Origin of the sequence: Klebsiella sp. MISC125, from assembly GCF_051131775.1 — a bacterium.
Taxonomy (GTDB): Bacteria; Pseudomonadota; Gammaproteobacteria; order Enterobacterales; family Enterobacteriaceae; genus Klebsiella.
Genome location: NZ_CP180448.1, coordinates 1065697 through 1083252, shown reverse-complemented (window position 1 = coordinate 1083252; position 17556 = coordinate 1065697). Strand labels below are relative to the sequence as shown.

The following is a 17556-nucleotide window of genomic DNA, read 5'->3' as shown; positions in this document are numbered from 1 at the left end:
ACGTCCACTTTTCGCTGTGAGTTTAACCGATGGATGCAACACATTGGTTAAAACGCTCTGGGGTGATTTTTTCTACCAGCGCTCTGGATATTTCCTCTCTTTCATCGAGTGAAAGAGCTAACGGATGTCGCTTACGGACAAGGGGGTGATATCCACCAGTCTGGTGGATAGTGGGCATAATAGAAGAATGATATCTGTCGAACATTCTGGCGATATCTTGCAGGGAATCACCTTGCTTATATCTGTCCCAGATAATCGCTTTCTGATCTGGCGTGTAATTAATACGCGTTCTTCGTTTCATGGCAATCCCTCCTTGATTAAGGATAGCGTTGCATCGCCCCATTGAACTCACAGCCAGAAGCGAACATTGTGGCAGCCTGGAAGCCCTTATCTGAAAGAAAAGAAATAATGTCGATGGGATGGTTTACTTTACAATGCCAGTTTTAAACAGCCTACAAAACAGGTGATCGCGTGCATACCAACATGATTGAATACCTAAATATTTTCATACAGGTTGTTGAGCAGGGGAGCTTCACAAAGGCTGCAGATGTACTGCAGATCCATCGCCCCACCGTGAGCAAAGCGATACAGCAGATAGAGCATGATCTGGGTGTAAAACTCATTCACCGCACAACCAGAAAGCTGAGTGTTACTGCTGAAGGGGATGAGTTCTATCATCATGCCAGGCATGTTCTGGCCGAAGTTAATGACATGATGGCCAGTTTTTCACCGACTCTTCCACCGCGAGGTCGCCTGAGACTTGATGTGCCCCTGGCGCTGGCGCATTCAATATTGATCCCTAATCTCAGGCATTTTCAGGCACTTTATCCGGATATTGAAGTTGTGCTGGTTTCATCGGATAAAAAAACGGATTTGATTACGGAAGGCGTAGATTGCCTTGTCCGCCTGGGCGCTCTTCAGGATTCAAGTTTTATATCCAGACGTCTTGGTGACATCCGGATGATAACCTGTGCAGCCCCGTCTTACCTGCAGCGGCATGAGCGGCCAGAAACACTTGCCGATCTGGATAAACATCAGGCTATTAACTTTTTTAGCGACCACAGTCGTGACGTCATGGAATGGAAGTTTATCGAAGACGGGAGCATTGTTTCGCTACGTCCTGCGGGCAGCCTGCTGGTTGATAATTCCGATATTCTGCTTTCCTGTGCTCTGGCTGGTCTGGGCATTATCCAGGCCACCTGTGATGCCGTTGCTCCGCATATTGCTTCCGGCGCTCTTGAAGTAATTCTGCCGCAATACCCGTCGGTGTCAAAGCCCGTGTCAGTGATGTATCCGGACAGGCGCTATCTTTCTCCAAAAGTGCGTGTCTTTATCGACTGGTTCAGTGATTTGCTGGCCACGCAGATCCAGTAAACCAGGCAGATTATTAATGGATAATTAATACAGAAGTTCCCTCTCAGCTATTTCTGGTGTGTTTGTAACAACGTAGATTGTTCACGAATGATTCGGGTATCCCTTCGGCATTATTCTGAAGGTGTGCCGTTAACTGAAGAGAGCTGAATATGTCTAAAGTTATTACCTTTAACCGCACCGGTGGCCCGGAAGTGCTGGAAGTTGTTGATGTGCAGGTGCCTGCGCCGACAGCGGGTGAAGTGCAGATTCGCGTACATGCGATAGGTATTAACCGTGCAGAAATCATGTACCGCAACGGCCAGTATGTTATTGAGCCGGAATTTCCGGCACGTCTTGGTTATGAAGCGGCCGGCGTTGTGCAGGCCGTAGGTGAGAATGTTGATGAGTTTACCACTGGAGATCTGGTCAGCGTGATCCCTTCATTTATGTTTAATGAATACGGCATGTACGGCGAAGTGGTCAACGCACCGGTTCACGCTGTCGTGAAGCATCCTGAAAACCTTTCCTTTGAGGAGGCCGCTGCAAGCTGGATGATGTATGTCACCGCCTATGGTGCGCTGGTTGAATATGGCAACCTTCAGGCTGGTCAGAATGTCGTGATCCGCGCAGCATCAAGCAGCGTGGGTCTGGCTGCCATACAGATAGCTAACATGCTGGGTGCAAATCCAATTGCACTCACACGGACCTCTGAAAAAAGCGAAATGCTCCTGAAAGCCGGTGCTGCCGCCGTCATTGCTACTGCGGAACAGGATATGGTTGCTGAAATCAATCGTGCAACAGATGGCGCAGGTGCCCATATTGTTTTTGATCCCGTCGGGGGCCCGGACGTGGCAAAACTGACGCAGGCGATGGTGCCACAGGGTATGTTTTTCCAGTATGGCGCACTCGACAGCCGTGACATGCTTGTGCCTGTATTTGATATTCTCGGTAAGCATCTCACTCTGCGTGGATATGAGCTGTTTGAAATCACGACGGACTCTGAAAAAATGGCGCGCGCAAAATCGTTCATCACTGAGGGTTTACGAGCCGGCAAACTGAAACCAGTCATCGATAAGACGTTCCCGTTCGCAGAGATTGCAGACGCCCAGCGTTATATGGAGGCTAATGGCCAGGTCGGCAAAATAGTCGTGACCGTTGAGTAATCCTTACCGCAGCATTTTATAAATGAGCCTGGTGCAGCCTGGATATTTTCCAGGCTTTTTATTGTTCGTGGTTTCGATACTATGGCTGCGGCAGGTACTGGCTTCGATTTCCACTACCTGAAAATAAAATGTGCTTTTCTCGCTCATAGCAGTCAGAAAGCGTTGTTGCTGGCTGCCCTGTGCCAGAAGCAGACGTATGTCCATACACACAGGGCTGCAAAGCGTTACACAGGGGCAACAATACAGGTAAGGGTTAACGCACAAATTACCAAGTGAATTTTCTTTGCCGGGCAATAATAAATGTCATAATTTATCTAGCACACTAGATTATCAACCAACATATATTACATATGGCCACTAACAAAGAACGACGTGAGATCGGTACTGAACTGTCATTCGCACTTTACGGTGCCGCGGGCAGGATGAACCGTATGCACAAGCCCTTTCTCGACCCACTTGGGCTGACCTTTCCGCAGTATCTGGTCATGCTTGAGCTGTTTGCCGGCACGCCCCGGTCGGTGGGAGAGCTGGGCAGTAGACTTGGAATGGATACTGGCACAATCACTCCTCTGCTGAAGCGGCTTGAAGCCTCGGGAAAGGTATTCCGTCAGCGTGATCCGGGCGACGAACGCAGGGTTCTGGTGACGCTTACCGAAAGCGGAGAAGCGCTGCGCGAAGAACTCTGGGCTGTGACAGACAAAATCCGCTCGGCCTGCCGACTCAGTAAGGATGAGCTTGCTCAGCTACGCGACACGCTTAACGATTTTGCCCACCCGGCGACAGAATAAACCATCAGTTATCAGTACAACGAGGAATAAAGAGATGAACATTAGCATTATCGGTGCAGGAAATATTGGTGCCACCCTGGCCACAAAGCTTTCAGCAGCAGGTTACACGGTAAAACTGGCTAACTCCAAAGGCCCAGAAACCATTGCTGATATCGCACGTAAGGCCGGCGCGACCGCTGTTACGAGTGAAGATGCCCTCAGGGACGCTGAACTTGTTATTCTTGCCATCCCGTTCACCGCACACAACAGCCTTGCCGGACTACTGAGCTCGCTGCCTGATACCGTGCCGGTTATCGATACATCCAACTATTATCCGTTCCGCGATGGGTCTATTGCAGAGGTTGAAAACGGGATGCCTGAAAGTGTCTGGGCCAGCGCGCGCCTCGGCCATCCCGTCATCAAGGCGTGGAATGCCCTGCTGGCTAAGACACTCTCTGATAAGGGTCTTCCGGAAAATGCCCCGGACCGGATAGCGATCCCTGTTGCAGGCGATGACGAAAGAGCCAAACGGGTTGCCATGGTACTGGTCAGCGAAACAGGGTTTGATGCTGTTGATGCTGGTTCCCTGAGTGAATCATGGCGTCAGCAGCCTGGTTCGCCTGCCTACTGCACTGAACTCAGCGTTGCGGAACTGAAGCTTGCCCTGACGGCTGCAGATAAAAAACAGGCTCAATTAAATCGCGACGCCCTCATGCAGGAGTTTATGTCTGCCAGTGCCCCCCTGAGCCATGAACATATTGTGGCCCGTAACCGGGCGGTCACGTCAAAGCAGGGCTGATTAAAAACGCAGCGTGAGCGCAGCCGTCTCATTAATGGCAGGTACGCCCATTTAATGGCTGGGCAGAGGTCATCTCAGGTATGCAATGACTCAGGAGAAAAATATGACTTATCCTTCCCCACTCAAAATAGGCATTCTCGGCACGGGCCATATAGGAAAAACGCTGACCCGCAGGCTCTCTGCAGCCGGACATCAGGTAAAAGTAGCTAACTCACGTGGCCCGGAGACAATCGCTCCCGAAACGCTGGCAACAGGCGCAACACCTGTAAAGGCGGTAGACGCGGTCAGCGATGTTGATGTGATTATTCTTTCCATGCCGCTCAGTCGCCTGCCTCAGATTGCCCCGGTAATCCGGCACCTTCCTGACAGCGTTATTGTGGCAGACACCTCAAACTACTATCCCCACCGGGACGGGAAAATTGATGAAATCGAAGCTGGCCAGCCAGAAAGCCTCTGGGTGTCTGATCTGCTGGGCCGGGGTGTGATAAAGGCCTGGAATGCGATTGGTTCCGGATCGTTTGCCTCCAAAGACAGGCAGCCCGGGGCCCCCGACCGGATCGCCATACCGGTAGCCGGGGATAATGAGGCAGATCGTAAATTGATAATGCAACTGGTCTCTGATACCGGCTTTGATGGATATGACGCCGGCACGCTGGCCCTGTCCTGGCGACAGCAGCCGGGCGCACCCGTTTACTGCACAGACCTGCACCATGACGAGATGTCGGCTGCGCTGGCATCAGCACAGGCCTCACGTTTACCAGTGAGAAGGGACCTTTCTGTTGCAGTGATCCAGGAGCGCGTCGGTGACAGCAAGACCAATCCTGATGCTGATTTTGGCGTCCGGTTATCGCGCATAATCTTTATGTGAATATATTATGAATAATTGCAAATCGCTTTGATAATCAGACTTCAAAAAACCTGTCTGGCTTCATGTTAAAGCATTCCGGGCAGGTTAGTTAAGCCCGGTATTCAACCTGCGAACCTTTGCGTTCCAAATGACTGCTTTTCGCTCACAGCGGACCTTCAGCTCAGTCAGCTTGTACGCTTCGAGCCAGAAGTAAAAGTTCTAACTTCCATGCCTCGGCTATGGTGATCTGTACGTAACGGGACAAAAGAGAGACAGCTAGCTATAGAACCTTGGTCGATTAAGATTCATAACAATACTGAGAAATCAGACGAAGAAACCACTGGGATCACAACGCTATTTAGCAGATCGCCGATAAGATTTTGATGACTGCCAGGCATGTTTCATTTTCTCAATAAACTCCAGCTTCTCTTCAGGCTGGACGTTCCACACATCTATAGCCGCAATAATCATGTCATAACGCATAGACGTATTATAAGGGCGAAGATAGCCCGCTATTCGTCCTTTTCCTTTCAGATAGTCCCAGAGATATACTAACTGAGTTTCATCATCACGCGACATCCAATCAAAATCTGTCAGAAAAAAATTGTATTGCTCAAGCCAGCGCTCATGCAGTTTTTTGAAATAAGAGATCTTATCTCCAAGTGAGCATGGAGCTTCATCAATGTACCTCATTATACCGTTGATCAGTTCACGCTCAGTTACCGGAGTGGGGTTGTACAGATAGGTACTTGCTCCCGCGTTCAGATAAAATCGGGAGAAAACACGTTTCGATTTTTTCGAAGCAGTAGCCTGTGGATTAGTTATCAGATCCCAATCAATATCGTCCAAATCAATATTCAAATTAGAGAAATCAAGATTTGTGAAGATATTATCGTCCATTAAAAGAGAATTAAAACCAGCTGAACAATCGAAGCCATTCCCCAGCCCACCAAGTGTCAACCCTACAGGTAATACTGGATATTCAAAAATATAATGGTGAGCAAACCACGATGCTCTTGGTGTACCTTTGAAACAATCAAAATAATCTTTATCAATTAGTAGCAGCTCAGCCCATTCTTTAAGCGTTTTCCGGCCAACTTTGATCCTGTCCTGATCGCCTAGGAAATGTCGTTCAAGGATCTGAGAGATCAAATGTCGAAACTGATCCGGCGTATCATAAGTACTGCACAGTAACGAGTGATCTGTATTGAAAAAGCTATCCAACATTTTTAGGTACATTATCTCGCAGCGGATCATATCGTAATGCAACATCGCCTTTCCCTCTGTTTCTGACTCCCAAAAACAGATTAGCATGAGTACCTTTTTGGTTGGTGGAGTCGGGTCACAGACCTGAAGGATGACTGATTTTTAACTGATATATTACTGATTTTATTGTGATAATACTCTGACGTTTTACTGCGTTATTCCTGTGATTTTTACTCTAGGATCCTCCTCTGTTCACCTCATTAGAATCGTTCACCAGCAGATATGAACATTTGGGTTTTTAGTATAATTAAGGGGCACTCCCTGTTTCTATACCACCCTGTTCATAGCTCCTTCCCCCCAACAAACAATCCTGCCTGTATTCCCCCAGACACACCATTACCTGTATCTGCCGTATCCCTGCTTCTCTTAAAAATTACATCTCATCCCAATCCTTTGTACTCCACCTGACAAAGGATAAATCAATGCACACACCTTACCCTTTTAATTCCAGATACACAATGAACTGGTTTCTACTGTCTCTGATCAATGACCACCTGAATCAGCTACTGAACCGGTACTCCCGAATACAGGCACTCAGACTCGATCTGTTCTATCAGAAAGGTACAGAGCGCTATAAACGTCATTCATGGAATGAAACCGAGCGAGAGGTGCGCATGCTGGTTGAACGCACCCTGCAGCACACAAATCTGTCAGGGTATTTCTGGGTGCTGGAGAGTTCTGCAGACCACGGATGCCATGCCCATATCGTGTTCTATCTCGACAGGCACCTTAACCAGGCTACCTACCCAATAGCAGAGCGAGCAGGAACAATATGGCGGGAAATAACGCAACGAGAAGGCTATTACAACCGCTGCGAATACAAACCTACTTATGACGTCAGTATTGATAAGCCGGTGAACTACGGTGATACCGAAGCCATCGATAACCTGCGCTACATCATCAGCTACCTTGCCAAAGAAGAGCAAAAGTACGGTCACTATCACTACGGAGCCAGTGAGGTACCGCCGCCCAGCGGACTGGGGCGTCCTCGCACGCTGTAACTCACGTTCTGCACTTTTTTACGTATCAATCCATTGATGTGGAAGGGCTGGTGGTAACGAGCAATCACCCACCAGCTCAGGATAATCCCATAATGGAAGACAGCATCATGACAGAACAAATTTCTTTGCTTGATGACCAACTGGTGGATATGCGCTTCATCACGAAGCTAACGGGGCTGACAGATAAGTGGTTCTACAAGCTTATAAAAGATGGCCAATTCCCAAAGCCCATTAAACTAGGTCGCAGTTCCCGCTGGAAGAAAAGTGAAGTCGAATTATGGTTACAGCAACGCATTGCCGATTCACGTGGCCACTGATATAGCCTACTCTTTCTGAGCTACTCCTTTCCCAATATCCCCATCGTTTAAAGTAGAGTTCAGTCCTAAAATAATTCACGCGATATTATTTATAATAACATAATCGCGACGGCTCTCAGTTCAGAATCTGAAAAGCAGGAGCCCACCTTATCCCTGGCCTATCCATTACTATGTTAAAGATCTGTCATACCGACATATATTACCTCGGGGTGAGCTTCTTATTTTTTAACAATGTGCCAGAACTATCCTGCGCTGAGCGAACAGTGTTGATACTCAATGTAATACTCTGATTCTGACTCGAGCAAAATTTCAGGAGGTGATGTACTCTTCCATCACCCTCTGCAATTCATCCGGTACGTCTAATCAATTAATTAGAGCTGCGCAAGTATCGCCTCTACGCTCGCTTTTGCATCACCAAACAGCATGGTGGTGTTTTCTTTAAAGAACAGGGGGTTCTGTACGCCTGCGTAGCCAGTATTCATCGAACGTTTGAACACCACCACCTGCTGTGCTTTCCACACTTCCAGTACCGGCATGCCTGCGATGGGGCTTCCGGGATCTTCCTGTGCAGCAGGGTTAACGGTGTCATTGGCGCCGATGACCAGCACCACGTCGGTAGCACTGAAGTCGTCATTAATCTCTTCCATCTCCAGCACTATATCGTAGGAGACTTTTGCTTCCGCCAGCAGCACGTTCATATGTCCCGGTAAACGCCCGGCTACTGGATGGATACCGAATCGTACCTTTACGCCTAGCGCAATCAGCCGACTGGTCAATTCCTGTACAGGATATTGCGCCTGGGCTACTGCCAGCCCGTAGCCGGGGGTAATAATGACTGAACGGGCGTTTTTCAGCGCTTCCGCTACCTCCGCAGCGCTGCATTCACGATGTTCGCCCTGTGGGGCACTACCGTCAGATGCCGCACCCTCGCTGCCAAAGCCGCCGGCGATGACGCTGATAAACGCGCGATTCATGGCCTTACACATAATGTAAGAAAGGATGGCCCCTGAAGAGCCAACCAGCGCACCGGTCACGATTAGCAGGTCGTTACTGAGCATAAAACCTGCCGCCGCCGCTGCCCAGCCGGAATAGGAGTTGAGCATTGAGACAACCACCGGCATATCTGCGCCGCCGATTGAAGCAACAAGATGCCAGCCAAACGCCAGTGCAATTAGCGTCATAACACTTAATGCCAGACTCTGCCACAGCAGGTTATTGCTGCACACGAATACGATCATTAAGGTAAAAGAGACCAGCAGAGCCGCGAGATTCATACCGTGTCGGCCTGGCAACATTAGCGGTTTTGACGCAAAGATCCCGCGCAGCTTACCGAACGCCACTACCGAACCGGTAAAGGTTATGGCTCCAATGAAGATCCCCAAAAAGACCTCCACAAGATGGATAACCTTCATGGCCGTGTCATCGAGCGGCGCGTGGTCAAGGTAGCTATTAATACCCACCAGCACAGCCGCGAGGCCGACAAAGCTGTGCAGAATCGCCACCAGCTCCGGCATTTCGGTCATTTCCACCCGCTGCGCGAGAAAGATACCGATGCCACCACCTGCCATCATCGCTACCAGGATCCATGCAAGATTGGCTGCCTGGGGACCGAGGATAGTCGCCGCCAGCGCAATTGCCATCCCGGCGATGCCGAAAACGATCCCTGCTCGCGACGTCTCATGCTTCGATAAGCCTGCAAGGCTAAAAATAAACAACAGCGCGGCAATAATGTAAGCCGCAGTAACAAGACCTCCAGACATAACAACTCCTTAGTTTCTGCGGAACATTTTCAGCATGCGACGGGTAACGTAAAAACCGCCGAAGATATTAATGCTGGCGATAAAAACGGCGATAAAAGCCAGTACGGAGATCCAGCCTCCAAGGCCAATTTGCAGGACCGCGCCGACGATAATGATCCCCGATACCGCATTGGTGACCGACATCAACGGCGTATGCAGGGAGTGATTGACGTTCCACACCACGTAATAGCCCACCACGCACGAGAGGGCAAAGACGGTAAAATGGGCAAGGAAGTCCGCCGGTGCGCGATGCGCAAGCCAGCCAAATAGTGCAATAACCAGCGCCAGAAAAAGGTATGGACGCCACGGTGAAGCGGGTGCGTTTTTTACCGTCTCGGTTGGTACGGTCTTAGGCTGCTGCGGCTGGGCCGAAACCTGAATTGGCGGCGCAGGCCAGGTGATTTCCCCCTCCCGAACCACAGTTACGCCGCGGATAACGACATCATTAAAATCGATGACGATATTGCCGTCTTTTTCTTTACACAAAAGCTTCAGCAGATTGACCAAATTGGTGCCGTAAAGCTGGGATGACTGGGCCGCCAGCCGTGCTGGCAGGTCGGTATAGCCGATGATCTTTACGCCATCATCGCTGGTGATACATTTGCCCTGTACCGTCAGCTCACAGTTGCCGCCGGTCTGAGCGGCAAGGTCGACGATAACGCTGCCGGGTTTCATGCTGGCGACCATCTCGCGGGTGATAAGCCGCGGCGCAGGTTTCCCGGGAATGAGTGCGGTAGTGATAATAATATCGACCTCTCTGGCCTGAGCGGCGAACAGGGCCATTTCTGCCTCAATAAACTCGGCAGACATCTGACGGGCATAACCATCCCCGCTGCCGCTCTGTTCTTCAAAATTAAGTTCCAGAAACTCCGCGCCCATGCTTTGGATCTGTTCTTTGACTTCCGGGCGGGTATCGAAGGCGCGTACAATGGCGCCGAGGCTGCTGGCGGCGCCAATTGCCGACAGCCCGGCAACGCCTGCGCCAATGACCAGCACTTTCGCCGGTGGAACTTTACCGGCAGCAGTGATCTGTCCAGTAAAGAAACGACCAAACTGGTGAGCAGCTTCCACTACTGCCCTGTATCCGGCAATATTAGCCATTGAGCTTAAGGCGTCCAGCGACTGGGCACGAGAAATGCGCGGTACGGCATCCATTGCCATCACCGTCACCCCGCGGGCGGCGAGTTTCGCCATTAGCTCGGGGTTCTGTGCAGGCCAGATGAAACTGATTAACGTGCAGCCTGGGCGCAAAAGAGGAATTTCATCCGCAAGAGGCGCATTAACTTTCAGGATAATATCGCTCTGCCAGACCTCATCCTGCGAACACAGCGTTGCACCTGCGGTCTGCCATGCATCATCAGTAATATTTGCCGCTGCACCCGCGCCGCGGGCGATGGAGATCGTAAAGCCCAGCTTCAGCATCTGTTCAACGGTAGCGGGTGTGGCGGCGACCCGCGTCTCACCCGCCAGCTGTTCCCGGGGAATCGAAATATTCATATAAGGGTTCTCGTTCAGATATCGATCGAAAGCGATCGCCTGCACATAAAGAGAGGCGATCGACATTCTGTAAGAAGCTGCGTAATCAGGCGCTAACTAGCTGCTGTCGTATCAGGCCAAGCATGGCGCGGGTCTCATCCGGCGTGGCGATGGTTTTATCCACTTCCGCCGCCAGCCGCTTAACGCGCTCAACGAACCAGGTATTGGATTGCGCCAGTTCACCTTTGCGATAGAGAATGTTGTCTTCCATGCCAACCCGAACGTTACCCCCCAGCGCCAGCGCGGCGAGGACAATCGGCAGGTGACCGCGACCAATGCCCAACGCCGACCAGGTGAAATTATCTCCTAAATGCTGTTTGCAGGTATCGAGCAAGAACATCAGGTTACGCACTTCCGCCGTCATTCCTCCCGGTGCACCGAGGACAAACTGAAAGTGTGGATTCCCCTCGATCAGCCCTTTCTTCATGTAGTACAGGACGTTGTAAATCATCCCGGCATCGAAGATTTCAAACTCCGGCTTCACCTGGCACTCGTTCATGCTGACAGCGAGTTTCTCCAGAAAGCGCGGGCTATTTTCGAATATTGTTGAGTGGGCCCAGTTCATAGTTCCGGCATCGAAAGAGCCCATTTCGGGCCGCAATAACTGGAATGGCTTCATGCGAATTTCGTCGCTCAGTCCAAGTCCGCCGGAGGTCGTCAGATTAATGACGATATCGCAACGCGCACGTACCAGGCGCACGGTCTCGGCGAATTGATCGAAATCCATCGAAGCCTGACTTTCCTCATCACGCACATGAATGTGAGCAATGGAGGCTCCGGCCTCGCAGCAGCGGACGATTTCATCGGCCTGCTCCTGCGGTGTGAGCGGAATATACGGGGTGTCGCTCTTCTGTGGCCAGGCCCCGGTGCAGGCGACGGTCAGAATAACGCGGTTTTCTACAGACATAATTAACTCCTTGATCCTTATTCTTTTTCAACCACCATGGCCAGTCCCATCCCGCCGCCGATACAGAGCGTAGCGAGACCATAACGAGCGTGGCGGCGCTGCATTTCATGAACCAGCGAGACCAGAATGCGTGCGCCGGAAGCGCCGATAGGGTGACCGAGGGCAATTGCGCCGCCGTTGACGTTGGTTTTCTGCGGATCCAGCCCCAGCCCTTTCATCACGCTCAGGCACTGGGAGGCGAAGGCTTCGTTGGCCTCAATGACGTCGAGGTCATCCACCTGTAAGCCCGCGCGGGATAAGGCCCGACGGGTTGCGGGTACCGGCCCGTAGCCCATGATATTGGGATCGACGCCGCCGCTGCCCCAGGCGCGGATCGTCGCCAGCGGCTGAAGCTGGAGGGCGGCGGCTTTTTCACGGCTCATCAGGACCAGCGCGGCGGCGCCGTCGTTAATGCCGGAAGCGTTGCCTGCGGTCACCACGCCGTCTGGCCGAAACGCCGGGCGTAGCCGGGCGAGGGTTTCTCGCGTGGTTCCGTGGCGGGGGAATTCATCGGCTTTGACGTAACGCTCTTCTTTGCGCGTGACGATTTTGATCGGCACGATTTCGTTGTCGAAACGACCGTTTTTCTGCGCCCATTCAGTGCGTTGCTGGCTTTCCGCCGCATAGGCGTCCAGCTCTTCCCGGGTGAGCTGGTATTTTTGCGCCAGGTTTTCGGCGGTGATCCCCATATGCTCACCGGAAAAGGCATCGGTCAGACCGTCGCTAATCAGGCTGTCAATCAGCGCACTGTCGCCCATGCGCTGTCCCCAGCGGGCCGCGGCGGATAAGTACATGGCGTTGCTCATACTTTCCGTCCCACCAGCCACCACGATTTCCGCATCGCCCAGCGCGATGGCCTGTGCGCCTAGAATGGTCGCCTTGAGCCCGGAACCGCATACTTTGCTGACGTTAAAGGCGCTTTTTTCTACCGGGATCCCGGCGGCGATAGCGACCTGACGAGCGACGTTCTGACCTAGCCCTGCCCCCAGTACGTTGCCCATAATCACTTCGTCAACATCGTCCGGTTTGATAGCGGCGCGAGCGATAGCGGCGGTGATTGCATGCTCGCCCAGTTGGATAGCCGAGAGATCCTTTAGCGCGCCGCCAAAGCAGCCGATGGGCGTACGGGCGGCGCTGACAATGACAACATCTTTTGTACTCATGTGGTTGCTCCTCCGATGCAGAGCGGCATTGATATTTAATAATGTAAAAATATCGCTATAAGATTATTTTGGCGTAAAAGTGTGATGCGCCCGGAATGAATGAAAATATTATTTCGGGCACAGATTACCTTTCGCTAAATAGCAAATTAGTCAGCTACGTTACTTATAAAAATAATTCAGGAGGAATTTAATTAAATGCAGCCTCCGTAGCTATAGGTTCTTTCCGGGACATTATTCATATCATCTTCATCAATTTCCGCCACGCAGCGCACCATCGAGCCATCGCCTAAATACCAGCGCAGTGGGAAACAGAAGAAACGGAAGCGCTTGCCGGAAACTTTATCCAGATTGCCGCCGAGGTTTTCAACGCCGACAATACCGTGGCCGAGCATCTGCTTATGGCAGGGTTCCCAGGTGCCCCAGCAGCCAATAGCCTCCAGATCGCCGAACTTTTCATCATAGGCGGCTTGGCCGTGGAGTTTGATATACAGCTCTTTATCAAATTCTGCATAGGCTTCTTCACCGAACTGTTCAGTATATTCTTCGGTAAGCGGGCGTCCGGATGCGCCAAGTAAATTCATACGCGTGGCGCCGTTATTCCCCATCGCAGTATGTAGCGGGTGATCTAATGCCTGCATATCCATCGCGACGCATTTAACTTTATTTTTAACAAACCATTTTCCGGCTTCCACGCCAGTACCGCAGGAGTAGTGATAATACTCTTTTGAGTCATCAAATTTACGATGCATACCGGTATTCAGGCATACCACCATTCCGGCTAACTCTTCCGGTTTGATATTTGCACGGAGACAGGCATCTTCCAGATGATGTGGCTGAATTAATTCCCAGCGCCCGACGTTAATTTCCAGGCATACCGCCTCACCAGTATAAGCATCGACCGGCATTTCATGCGTATAGCGCGCTCTTTTACCGTCGAATTCTATTTCCATCACATGACGCGGGGCATCGCAGTGGGTACCGGTGTGCATGGTGCAGGAAATACGCTGGGTTAACACGCCGCCTTTTGCCATAGTATGCGCACTGTCGATCAGCGGCTTATCGAAGTAAGGCCAGCGCGGAGTGTCGGCGCTAAATGGATGCGTTAAATCGACAAAAACTTTCTTACCCATAGTGTTACTCCTCAGGTTGCTGAGTGACGCGCTGCAGATAGCTCAGCAGTCGCTCACGGCTTTCGTTAATTGATGCGTCGTCCCAGGTCTGAAATCCGCCACCGGATTTGAAGCCCAGCTTGCCTTCGCTCACCAGTCGGCGTAGCAGAGGCGAGGGAGTTGTCGCGTTATTCAGATGCGGAAAAATATATTCATGAATCGCCAGAGTCAGGTCCGTCCCTACCATATCGGCGTTTTCCAGAGGGCCGAGGGCCGGCAGTCGGATACCAAAGCCATATCGGATGCCTTCGTCTACGGTGCGCGCGTCGGCGATGCCCTGCTCCACAAGGTAAATCGCTTCGCGCCATAGGGCGTGCTGTAGCCGGTTTACCAGGAACCCCGGCACATCTTTATTAACCCGTACCGGGCGTTTTCCTGCCCAGGCGAGGATGTCAAATGTGCGTTCGAATAGCGCATCGTCGGTCCAGCGTGTGCGAATGACCTCCACCAGCGGGATCAGAAAGGCCGGATTCCAGAAATGGGTGCCCAGTACGCGCTGTTTGTGGGTCACATCGCGGGCGATCTCGCTGATGCTGATGACCGACGTATTGGAGGCGAGAATCGTTTCCGGTGGACAAAGTGAGTCCAGCTCGCAAAACAGCCGCTGCTTAAGCGCCAGCTGTTCAGGCACGCATTCGAAGACGATTTGCGCCCCCTTAACGCTCTCCGCCAGGCGGTCGCAAAAAACGACGCGGCTAATAACCTCTTCGATGGTGGCGTCTTCCGCCTGCATCCGCTGCAGGTTGCTGCGGATGGTGTCCGGCGCGGTCCAGGCGCCAGCGTCGATATCATAAATCGTCACCTCCACACCGCGGGCGGCAAAGATCTGCGCGATACCGCTGCCCATCAGGCCGCCGCCGAGCACGGTGACCCGTGTGAGTGGATTGTTCATAGCCATCTCCTTAACCCGCGGTGCAGCCGCCGTCGATGTAAATAACCTGGCCGGTGATAAAGTTAGCGGCTGGGGAGCAGAGGTAAACGACGCTACCAACCATATCTTCCACTACGGCAGCCCGACCCATCGGAATGCGATCGAGGAAGATCTTTTTCAGCTTTTCGTCTTCCAGTACTTCCTGGGTCAGCGGCGTCCAGAAGATAGTCGGCGCGACGGCGTTAACGTTGATATTGTATTTCGCCCACTCGGTAGCCAGCTGTTTGGTTAATAAGTTGATGGCCCCTTTCGATGTACCGTAAGCCGCGTAGCCGCCGGGATGACCGGCAAAGGCGCGCACCGATGAGGTATTGACGATTTTCCCGAAGCCCTGGCGGATAAACAGCTCGCCAAACACTTTGCAGGGAATGAAGGTGCCGGTAATGTTGATATCCATCACTTTGCGGAAATCATTAATGTCGAACTCTTCAGCGGGGTGACGAATGGCGATGCCGGCAATATTGATCAGAAAGTCAACTTTCCCCCAGGCCGCGACCACTTTATCCGCCAGGTTTTTAACCGCCACTTCGTCGGTCATGTCACCAGCGATAGCAAGGGCCTCGCCGCCCGCTTCCTGCACCTGCTGAACGGTTTTTTCCAGGGTGGCAATGGTACGGCCGGTTACCGCGACTTTAACGCCGTAATTCGCCAGGCCACGGGCTACACCTTCACCGAGCGCGCCCGCACCGCCGGTGATAACCGCAACTTTGCCTTCAAGGTTGAACAGCGCTTTGACTTTTTTATCCCATGTTGTGTCCATAATGATCCCTTACTGGTTACGTATTGCTGGCGATGACCAGCATACTGGTCGGATAATTGGTGTGGTTAACCACTTCTCGCCCCTCAAACGGCGCGAGGAAAACGGCTTCCCCTTTGCTGACAACACGCGTTTCCTCTCTGGTACGAATGGTGATAGCGCCGTCCAGTACCACGTAGAGTTTTTCCGTCGGCGAATCGTCATAAGCCCACTCGGCGCCGCCTCCGGGTAAAAAATGCGACAGTCCGCACCAGAACTGTTGTGCGTTGCATAACGCGCCGTCGCAAAGCTTCAGCGCCACCATGGCGTGATGCAGTGGTGGGTTGTAAGGGCTAGCTTCACTAATCGGTATCACTTTCATTGATGGTGTCCTTTTTAGGAAAACTGGATTAATGTTTCAGAGATGCGTAGCGGTGCGGCGGTTTGCGCAACCACTTCCTCCACGCTGGTATCCGCGGCGATTTCGCGCAACATCAGGCCGTTATTGACTTCAATGACCGCTTTTTCCGTCACGATCAGATTGACCTGGCCGACTGCTGTCAGCGGAAGCTGGCAGCGGGGCAAAATTTTAGACTGGCCTCTTTTATCGCAGTGCTCCATGGCGATAATCACCCGTCGGGCGCCGTTCACGAGGTCCATCGCCCCGCCCATTCCGGGCACCATCTTGCCGGGGATGATCCAGTTGGCGAGATTGCCCTCCTGATCCACTTCCAGCGCCCCCAGCACGGTAACGTCAACGTGGCCGCCGCGGATGATGGCGAATGACAGGGCGCTATCGAAAAACGCCGCGCCGGGTACAGCGGTGACCGGTTGACCGCCGGCGTTAGTTAAATCGGCGTCGATACTGTCGCTATCCGGCGTGGGGCCGAGCCCCACCAGGCCATTTTCAGACTGGAAGATGACGCCAAGATCGTCGGCGACGTAGTTGGCGACCTGCGTCGGCAGGCCAATCCCCAGATTCACCAGGTCCCCTTTGTGAAGCTCTTTTGCAACCCGGCGCGCAATGCGTTCTCTCATGGCGTTTTTATCCATGGTGATCTTCCCCCTTAACCAGGTAGTCGATAAAAATGCCGGGCGTGTTGTAACGGTCGGCGGCGGCGCAATCCATTGGTACGATGGATTCGCACTCGGCGATGACCAGGCGCGCGGCAGTAGCCATCACTGGGTTAAAGTTTTTGGTGGTTTTATTGAACATCGCATTACCGGCGGTATCGGCAATGGAGCAGTGAATCAGAGCGATATCTGCCTGCAGGGGGTGTTCCAGCAACCAGGGCTGACCGTCAATAATGATCTGCTGTTTGCTATCCTCCACGACCGTGCCAAGCCCGGTGCGGGTGAGTACACCGCCTAGTCCGGCGCCTCCAGCGCGGATACGCTCAACCAGCGTTCCCTGGGGAACCAGTTCCGCTTCAAGCTCACCACAGGACATCTGGCGTCCGGTTTCCGGGTTCAGGCCAATATGGGAGGAAATAATCTTGTGTACCTGTTTATTGACTACCAATTTGCCGATCCCTCGATCGATAAAACCAGTGTCATTAGCGATAATTGTTAAATTACCCACGCCTTTTTCCACCAGCGCATCGATAATTTTTTCTGGCGTTCCTACCGCCATAAATCCGCCAATCATAATGGTCATTCCTTCTTCCACCATGGCGGCAACGCGTTGCGGCGAAATAATCTCTTTTTCCAGCATGGCATGACTTCCTGAATAAGTGACGTTAATACTCGTGAACCGGCGGTTT

18 protein-coding genes and 1 pseudogene are annotated in these 17556 nt (G+C 52.1%); 7 read left to right on the top strand and 12 right to left on the bottom strand.

The window, feature by feature from the left end; all coding sequences use genetic code 11:
* Window positions 1-61: 61 nt before the first annotated feature.
* Window positions 62-301 (bottom strand): annotated as a pseudogene (locus ACMYSL_RS05165) (IS30 family transposase); the annotation flags it as partial.
* 182 nt (window positions 302-483) lie between these two features.
* Here ACMYSL_RS05165 and ACMYSL_RS05160 point away from each other — a divergent pair.
* The 5 genes from ACMYSL_RS05160 (at window position 484) to ACMYSL_RS05140 (ending at window position 4950) form a co-directional block, all read left to right on the top strand.
* Window positions 484-1374: a LysR family transcriptional regulator gene (locus ACMYSL_RS05160; protein WP_138110318.1), complete on the top strand. Its 891-nt coding sequence runs from the start codon at window positions 484-486 to the stop codon at window positions 1372-1374.
* 149 nt (window positions 1375-1523) lie between these two features.
* On the top strand, window positions 1524-2516 hold the full coding sequence (locus ACMYSL_RS05155) for a zinc-dependent alcohol dehydrogenase family protein (RefSeq protein WP_138110051.1): 993 nt from the start codon (window positions 1524-1526) through the stop codon (window positions 2514-2516).
* Between the two features lie 431 nt (window positions 2517-2947).
* Window positions 2948-3304, top strand: a complete 357-nt coding sequence (locus tag ACMYSL_RS05150) for a MarR family winged helix-turn-helix transcriptional regulator (RefSeq protein ID WP_224257214.1) — start codon at window positions 2948-2950, stop codon at window positions 3302-3304.
* 34 nt (window positions 3305-3338) lie between these two features.
* Window positions 3339-4082, top strand: coding sequence for an NADPH-dependent F420 reductase (locus tag ACMYSL_RS05145; protein WP_434661611.1), 744 nt, complete (start codon window positions 3339-3341; stop codon window positions 4080-4082).
* 103 nt (window positions 4083-4185) lie between these two features.
* Entirely contained in the window at window positions 4186-4950 is a 765-nt protein-coding gene (locus tag ACMYSL_RS05140; RefSeq protein WP_193937842.1) for an NADPH-dependent F420 reductase, read from the top strand.
* A 333-nt stretch (window positions 4951-5283) separates the two neighbouring features.
* On the opposite strand, the gene ACMYSL_RS05135 is transcribed toward ACMYSL_RS05140, so the two are convergent.
* On the bottom strand, window positions 5284-6201 hold the full coding sequence (locus ACMYSL_RS05135; protein WP_103848019.1) for a hypothetical protein: 918 nt from the start codon (window positions 6199-6201) through the stop codon (window positions 5284-5286).
* A gap of 416 nt (window positions 6202-6617) precedes the next feature.
* Here ACMYSL_RS05135 and ACMYSL_RS05130 point away from each other — a divergent pair, with 416 nt between their 5' ends.
* Both ACMYSL_RS05130 and ACMYSL_RS05125 read left to right on the top strand, forming a co-directional pair.
* Window positions 6618-7196 carry a YagK/YfjJ domain-containing protein gene (locus ACMYSL_RS05130; RefSeq protein WP_138110049.1) on the top strand — a complete coding sequence of 193 codons (579 nt, stop codon included), beginning with the start codon at window positions 6618-6620 and terminating at the stop codon, window positions 7194-7196.
* Between the two features lie 107 nt (window positions 7197-7303).
* Window positions 7304-7513 carry a helix-turn-helix transcriptional regulator gene (locus tag ACMYSL_RS05125; RefSeq protein WP_138110312.1) on the top strand — a complete coding sequence of 70 codons (210 nt, stop codon included), beginning with the start codon at window positions 7304-7306 and terminating at the stop codon, window positions 7511-7513.
* A 371-nt stretch (window positions 7514-7884) separates the two neighbouring features.
* Here ACMYSL_RS05125 and pntB read toward each other — a convergent pair whose 3' ends face one another.
* From pntB to ACMYSL_RS05075, 10 genes are all read right to left on the bottom strand, one after another.
* Window positions 7885-9273, bottom strand: coding sequence for a Re/Si-specific NAD(P)(+) transhydrogenase subunit beta (pntB, locus tag ACMYSL_RS05120; protein ID WP_136455106.1), 1389 nt, complete (start codon window positions 9271-9273; stop codon window positions 7885-7887).
* Window positions 9274-9282: 9 nt separating this feature from the next.
* Window positions 9283-10809: a Re/Si-specific NAD(P)(+) transhydrogenase subunit alpha gene (pntA, locus tag ACMYSL_RS05115; RefSeq protein ID WP_136455108.1), complete on the bottom strand. Its 1527-nt coding sequence runs from the start codon at window positions 10807-10809 to the stop codon at window positions 9283-9285.
* Window positions 10810-10894: 85 nt separating this feature from the next.
* A complete protein-coding gene (locus ACMYSL_RS05110) occupies window positions 10895-11755 on the bottom strand; it encodes a 3-keto-5-aminohexanoate cleavage protein (protein WP_171016400.1) in 861 nt (286 codons plus the stop codon).
* A gap of 17 nt (window positions 11756-11772) precedes the next feature.
* Entirely contained in the window at window positions 11773-12957 is a 1185-nt protein-coding gene (locus ACMYSL_RS05105) for an acetyl-CoA C-acetyltransferase (RefSeq protein WP_044264539.1), read from the bottom strand.
* A gap of 191 nt (window positions 12958-13148) precedes the next feature.
* Entirely contained in the window at window positions 13149-14087 is a 939-nt protein-coding gene (locus tag ACMYSL_RS05100; protein ID WP_044264540.1) for a cyclase family protein, read from the bottom strand.
* A 4-nt stretch (window positions 14088-14091) separates the two neighbouring features.
* A complete protein-coding gene (locus ACMYSL_RS05095; protein ID WP_136455116.1) occupies window positions 14092-15018 on the bottom strand; it encodes a 3-hydroxyacyl-CoA dehydrogenase family protein in 927 nt (308 codons plus the stop codon).
* A gap of 10 nt (window positions 15019-15028) precedes the next feature.
* Window positions 15029-15817 (bottom strand): SDR family NAD(P)-dependent oxidoreductase, encoded by a 789-nt coding sequence (locus ACMYSL_RS05090; RefSeq protein ID WP_136455118.1) that lies wholly within the window; start codon window positions 15815-15817, stop codon window positions 15029-15031.
* 16 nt (window positions 15818-15833) lie between these two features.
* Entirely contained in the window at window positions 15834-16175 is a 342-nt protein-coding gene (locus tag ACMYSL_RS05085; RefSeq protein WP_136455121.1) for a cupin domain-containing protein, read from the bottom strand.
* A 14-nt stretch (window positions 16176-16189) separates the two neighbouring features.
* Window positions 16190-16846, bottom strand: a complete 657-nt coding sequence (locus tag ACMYSL_RS05080; protein ID WP_136455124.1) for a 3-oxoacid CoA-transferase subunit B — start codon at window positions 16844-16846, stop codon at window positions 16190-16192.
* Window positions 16839-17504 carry a 3-oxoacid CoA-transferase subunit A gene (locus tag ACMYSL_RS05075; protein ID WP_434663951.1) on the bottom strand — a complete coding sequence of 222 codons (666 nt, stop codon included), beginning with the start codon at window positions 17502-17504 and terminating at the stop codon, window positions 16839-16841. The genes ACMYSL_RS05080 and ACMYSL_RS05075 overlap by 8 nt, the downstream gene beginning before the upstream one ends.
* Window positions 17505-17556 lie beyond the last annotated feature (52 nt).

Excerpts from the sequence above, each read along its gene's own strand:
- ACMYSL_RS05160 (WP_138110318.1), top strand. The coding sequence starts at position 484 with ATGATTGAATACCTAAATATTTTCATACAGGTTGTTGAGCAGGGGAGC.
- ACMYSL_RS05155 (WP_138110051.1), top strand. The coding sequence starts at position 1,524 with ATGTCTAAAGTTATTACCTTTAACCGCACCGGTGGCCCGGAAGTGCTG.
- ACMYSL_RS05150 (WP_224257214.1), top strand. The coding sequence starts at position 2,948 with ATGCACAAGCCCTTTCTCGACCCACTTGGGCTGACCTTTCCGCAGTAT.
- ACMYSL_RS05145 (WP_434661611.1), top strand. The coding sequence starts at position 3,339 with ATGAACATTAGCATTATCGGTGCAGGAAATATTGGTGCCACCCTGGCC.
- ACMYSL_RS05140 (WP_193937842.1), top strand. The coding sequence starts at position 4,186 with ATGACTTATCCTTCCCCACTCAAAATAGGCATTCTCGGCACGGGCCAT.
- ACMYSL_RS05135 (WP_103848019.1), bottom strand. The coding sequence starts at position 6,201 with ATGTTGCATTACGATATGATCCGCTGCGAGATAATGTACCTAAAAATG.
- ACMYSL_RS05130 (WP_138110049.1), top strand. The coding sequence starts at position 6,618 with ATGCACACACCTTACCCTTTTAATTCCAGATACACAATGAACTGGTTT.
- ACMYSL_RS05125 (WP_138110312.1), top strand. The coding sequence starts at position 7,304 with ATGACAGAACAAATTTCTTTGCTTGATGACCAACTGGTGGATATGCGC.
- pntB (WP_136455106.1), bottom strand. The coding sequence starts at position 9,273 with ATGTCTGGAGGTCTTGTTACTGCGGCTTACATTATTGCCGCGCTGTTG.
- pntA (WP_136455108.1), bottom strand. The coding sequence starts at position 10,809 with ATGAATATTTCGATTCCCCGGGAACAGCTGGCGGGTGAGACGCGGGTC.
- ACMYSL_RS05110 (WP_171016400.1), bottom strand. The coding sequence starts at position 11,755 with ATGTCTGTAGAAAACCGCGTTATTCTGACCGTCGCCTGCACCGGGGCC.
- ACMYSL_RS05105 (WP_044264539.1), bottom strand. The coding sequence starts at position 12,957 with ATGAGTACAAAAGATGTTGTCATTGTCAGCGCCGCCCGTACGCCCATC.
- ACMYSL_RS05100 (WP_044264540.1), bottom strand. The coding sequence starts at position 14,087 with ATGGGTAAGAAAGTTTTTGTCGATTTAACGCATCCATTTAGCGCCGAC.
- ACMYSL_RS05095 (WP_136455116.1), bottom strand. The coding sequence starts at position 15,018 with ATGAACAATCCACTCACACGGGTCACCGTGCTCGGCGGCGGCCTGATG.
- ACMYSL_RS05090 (WP_136455118.1), bottom strand. The coding sequence starts at position 15,817 with ATGGACACAACATGGGATAAAAAAGTCAAAGCGCTGTTCAACCTTGAA.
- ACMYSL_RS05085 (WP_136455121.1), bottom strand. The coding sequence starts at position 16,175 with ATGAAAGTGATACCGATTAGTGAAGCTAGCCCTTACAACCCACCACTG.
- ACMYSL_RS05080 (WP_136455124.1), bottom strand. The coding sequence starts at position 16,846 with ATGGATAAAAACGCCATGAGAGAACGCATTGCGCGCCGGGTTGCAAAA.